This window comes from Wolbachia pipientis, from assembly GCF_023661085.1.
Lineage (GTDB): Bacteria > Pseudomonadota > Alphaproteobacteria > Rickettsiales > Anaplasmataceae > Wolbachia.
Window position 1 is genome coordinate 1 of the sequence record NZ_JAHDJT010000116.1, and the last position, 4,136, is coordinate 4,136.

The following is a 4,136-nucleotide window of genomic DNA, read 5'->3' on the forward strand; positions in this document are numbered from 1 at the left end:
TGAAAAAAGCAGTAAAAGCAATAATTAAATGTGAAGAGCTTGAAGATTTAGCCAAGAGAAAGATTGAAGAAGCCAAGAGTGAAAATGAGCTACAGACTTTGCTCGATGATTTCAGGAAAAAAATACAAAGAAATGGCTGAAGAATTTTTACATGGTGTAAATGTTATTGAGGTAACCTCAGGGGCAAAAACAGTACGTACAGCTAAATTATCAGTGATAGGTGTAATTGGTACTGCACCTGAAGCTGATGAGCAAAAGTTTCCGCTAAATAAACCAGTGTTAATTGCAGGAAGCTTAAAAGAAGCAGCAAGACTTGGAAAGAGTGGAAGTTTACCTTCTGCAATAAACGGAATATTTTCCCAAATTGGTGCAACAGTAGTAGTTATTCGAGTTGAGGAAAGTGAAAACAGCGATTCAAAGCTCAAAGAAAGTGAAACTATTCAAAATATAATTGGTGGAGTTGATGAAGAAACTGGAGAATATAAAGGAATTGAGGCATTTCTTAGTAGTGAAAGTATAGTCCATGTTGCCCCAAGAATATTAATTGCACCTCAGTTTACTCATCAATTGCCTGAATCTAAAAACCCAGTAGTAGCAGCTTTGATAGGAGTAGCAGAAAAGCTAAGAGCAATAATAGTAGCAGATGGTCCAAATACCAATGATGAAGAAGCAATAAAATGGAGAAAAAGTGTAGGCAGTAGCAGAGTTTACGTCGTTGATCCATGGGTAAAGGTATTTATTGATGGAAAAGAAGAAACTTTGCCGTCTAGCCCATTTGTAGCTGGTTTAATAGCAAAAGTAGATAGTGAACAAGGCTTTTGGCATTCGCCTTCAAATAAAGAGATAAATGGTATTGTTGGAACAAACAGGCCTATTGATTTTACCCTTGGTGATGTAAATTGTAGAGCAAACCACTTAAATGAAAATGAAGTAACAACGATAATTCATCAAAATGGCTATAGGCTTTGGGGAAATAGAACATGTTCAAATGACTCGAAATGGGCTTTTCTATCAGTAAGGCGTACTGCAGATCTAATCAATGATAGTCTACTTCGGGCTCACTTATGGGCAGTTGATCGAAATATCACCAAAACTTATATAGATGATGTGATAGAAGGGGTGAATTCTTATTTGGCCAATTTAAAAGCACAAGGAGCGATTATCAGTGGAAAATGTTATGCAACTCCAGAATTAAATACACCAGCAAATATTGCAAGCGGGAAAGTGTATTTTGACTTTGAATTTACACCACCATATCCGGCTGAACAGATTACTTTTAGGTCACACTTGATCAATAGTGAAGTATTGTAAGAAAAGGAGAAAAACAAATGTTACCAAAAATACTGAGAAATTTTAACGTATTCGTAGATGGCAGAGGTTATGCAGGGAAAATAGACGAAATAACCTTGCCAAAGCTTACCATAAAAACAGAAGAATACAGAGCTAGTGGTATGGATATTCCAATAAATATTGATATGGGGATGGAAAAGCTAGAAGCAGACTTTACTTTCGCTGAGTATGACTCTGAGCTCTTTAGACTCTTTGGTTTAATAGACGGAAATTCGGTTTCTTTGACGCTAAGGGGCGGATTACAAGGCAGTGGTAGCAATGATATTGAAGAAGTAATTATCAACCTTAGGGGAATATTTAAAGAGTTTGATTTTGGTAGCTGGAAACCTGCTGAAAAAGCCACCCTCAAATGCACTGTAGCTGCTCATTGCTATAAACTTACGATAGGTGGCAATGAACTGATAGAAATCGATGCTGAGAATATGATTCGCAAGATTAATGGTGTTGATCAGATGGCCTTGCTGCAAACGATTTTAGGCATATAAAAACTTATTTGAAATTTTATTTTTTAAGGAGACAATAATGCAAAGTATAACACTTAATAACCCAATAACAGTTGATAGTATCTCTGTCTCAGAGTTATCGATACGTGAACCTAAAGTAAGAGATTTACTTGCTATAGAACGTATAGAAGGAGAAGCCTTGAAAGAAGTAGCTTTAATCGCTAATCTAGCATCCGTGCCAAAAGAAGCAGTTGAAGATTTATGTATTAAAGATTATGTAGAAATACAAAAGGTGCTAAAAGATTTTTTGTCGCCGCTGGAACAGAGAACTTAAAGTATAATGTACTACTACTCAGTTCTATTTCAGGAAGTGGAATTGAGCAGATTACTAATATGAATGTAAATGAATTTTTATCATGGCTAGAAATAAGTAAAGGAGTAGCAAAAAAATGTCAATGCTTTCAATAAAGATCGGTGCAACGTTAGATGGCAGTTTTAATAGTGCAATGACAGGTAGTGCAGCAAAGCTTTCTAAGTTGGGTGATAGTATAAAGCAGCTTGATTCGTCAATGAAATCTGTTTCCAAATTTAAGCAACTAAATCATGATGCTCTTGAAGCCATGAAGAATTGGAAGGAAGCGGAGAAGAAAGCAAAAAAATCAGCTGCAGCAATTGCTAAAGAAAAAAAGGAAAAAAAAGAACCAAGCAAAGCATTGAAAAATGAATTTGAAAAATTGAAAGCATCGGCATCAAAGGCAAAAGAGGCTTATATTAAAAAGAGAGATGCACTTCACACATTAAATGAAGAAATAAGGAAAAGTGGAAAGGATGTTAAATCTTTAGTGAGAGATCAAACTAAACTTGGTTCATCTATTGAAGCACTAAAAGGAAAATACAGTAAATTAGGATCTGTAATACAAAAACAGCAAAATGCTTTAGCAAGAAAAGCGCATTATAGATCACAAGTAATGGAGACTATAGGACTAGGGCTTTCACTTGCAGCGCCAATTAAAGTTGCAATTAACCTTGAAAGTGCTATGGCTGATGTTAAGAAGGTTGTAAAGTTTCAGAATGATGAGGAAATTAATAAGTTTAGTGAGAATATAAGGAAGTTATCCCGTGAAATACCACTATCAGCTACAGAATTAGCACAAATAGCTGCAAGTGGTGGACAACTTGGGATTCAAAAAGATAAGTTAATTGGATTTACAACAACAGTAGCTAAAATGGCCACAGCATTTGATATGTCTGCAGAAGAAGCAGGTGATTCTATAGCTAAGCTTGCCAATGTTTATGGAATTGAGGTAGCAGGCATGGAAAGAGTAGGTAATATTATCAATCACCTTTCGGATAACAGTGCTGCTAAAGCAGGAGATATGGTTAAAGCGCTTGCTATAGTTGGTGGTACTGCAAAACAGTTTGGTCTTGATATTAAGGAAACAAGTAGTTTAGTAAATGCTTTCATTAGTTTAGGTAAACAACCAGCAAAAGCAGCAACTGCAATAAATGCTCTACTTAGTAAACTTCAAACCGCTGAAGGACAGAGCAAAGAGTTCAAAGCAGCATTGGAAGACATGGGAATAACTGCAGAAGAGATGACACAAATGATTAGCAAAAATGGTCAAGAGGCGTTACTTTATTTTTTTGAAACTCTGGAGAAGGTAGATAAACAGGAACGTTCGCAAATCCTTCTTGATCTGTTTGGTCAAGAGTATCAAGATGATATTGCATTACTAGTTGGAAGCTTAAAGAATTATAAGGATGCCATAAATAATTTAGCTGATGAGGAAGAATTTAAACAGTCTATGCAAGAAGAGTTTAACAATCGTGCAGCAACTACAGCAAATAACTTACGACTACTGAGAAACGTGATAGCAGAAGTAGGAATGAACCTGGGCTCAGTCATGCTACCTCCTCTAAAGTGGATGAGTAGTATTTTAAGAGAGATAACTAACCCCATAGCTTGGTTTGCAGAAAAGTTTCCAGTTATTACTACAGGAATAATGAGTATAATTTCAGCTCTTATTATTGGTAAGATAGCAGTAGTAGGTTTTGGTTATGCATTTGCATTAGTTGGAGGTGGAATACTAACTTTTAAGGCTATTTTGCATGGAACACTTTTGCCGGTATTAACTTCGTTATCAGCTCGAGTAATTCCAGCAGTAATCATGGGACTGAAAGCTTTAACGCTAGCTGTGGTTACCAATCCTATAGGAGCTGCTATTGCTGGACTATCAATTGGTGCAGCGCTTGTAATCGCTAATTGGCAAAAGGTAAAGGACTTTTTTCCTAGCATCTGGAAATCAATTGTAAAACCTATAGGAGAATTTTTCAATTGGATTG

At 36.0% G+C, this 4,136-nt stretch carries 4 protein-coding genes; all 4 read left to right on the plus strand.

The genetic code is table 11. The features are described 5' to 3' along the window. Positions 1 to 132 precede the first annotated feature (132 nt). Positions 133 to 1,311 (plus strand): phage tail sheath subtilisin-like domain-containing protein, encoded by a 1,179-nt coding sequence (locus DM84_RS05145; RefSeq protein ID WP_250778856.1) that lies wholly within the window; start codon positions 133 to 135, stop codon positions 1,309 to 1,311. 17 nt (positions 1,312 to 1,328) lie between these two features. After that, the gene (locus DM84_RS05150) at positions 1,329 to 1,835 is read left to right on the plus strand and encodes a phage major tail tube protein (RefSeq protein ID WP_250778857.1); all 507 of its coding nucleotides are present in this window, start codon (positions 1,329 to 1,331) and stop codon (positions 1,833 to 1,835) included. 37 nt (positions 1,836 to 1,872) lie between these two features. Beyond that, complete coding sequence (locus DM84_RS05155) at positions 1,873 to 2,127, plus strand: phage tail assembly protein (protein WP_250778858.1); 255 nt, start codon at positions 1,873 to 1,875, stop codon at positions 2,125 to 2,127. A gap of 115 nt (positions 2,128 to 2,242) precedes the next feature. Further along, on the plus strand, positions 2,243 to 4,136 hold a 1,894-nt coding region (locus tag DM84_RS05160), incomplete at its 3' end, for a phage tail tape measure protein (protein WP_250778859.1).

Bases quoted from the DNA above. Each gene is read 5' to 3' on its own strand.
- DM84_RS05155 (WP_250778858.1), top strand. From the start codon at position 1,873: ATGCAAAGTATAACACTTAATAACCCAATAACAGTTGATAGTATCTCT.
- DM84_RS05150 (WP_250778857.1), top strand. From the start codon at position 1,329: ATGTTACCAAAAATACTGAGAAATTTTAACGTATTCGTAGATGGCAGA.
- DM84_RS05145 (WP_250778856.1), top strand. From the start codon at position 133: ATGGCTGAAGAATTTTTACATGGTGTAAATGTTATTGAGGTAACCTCA.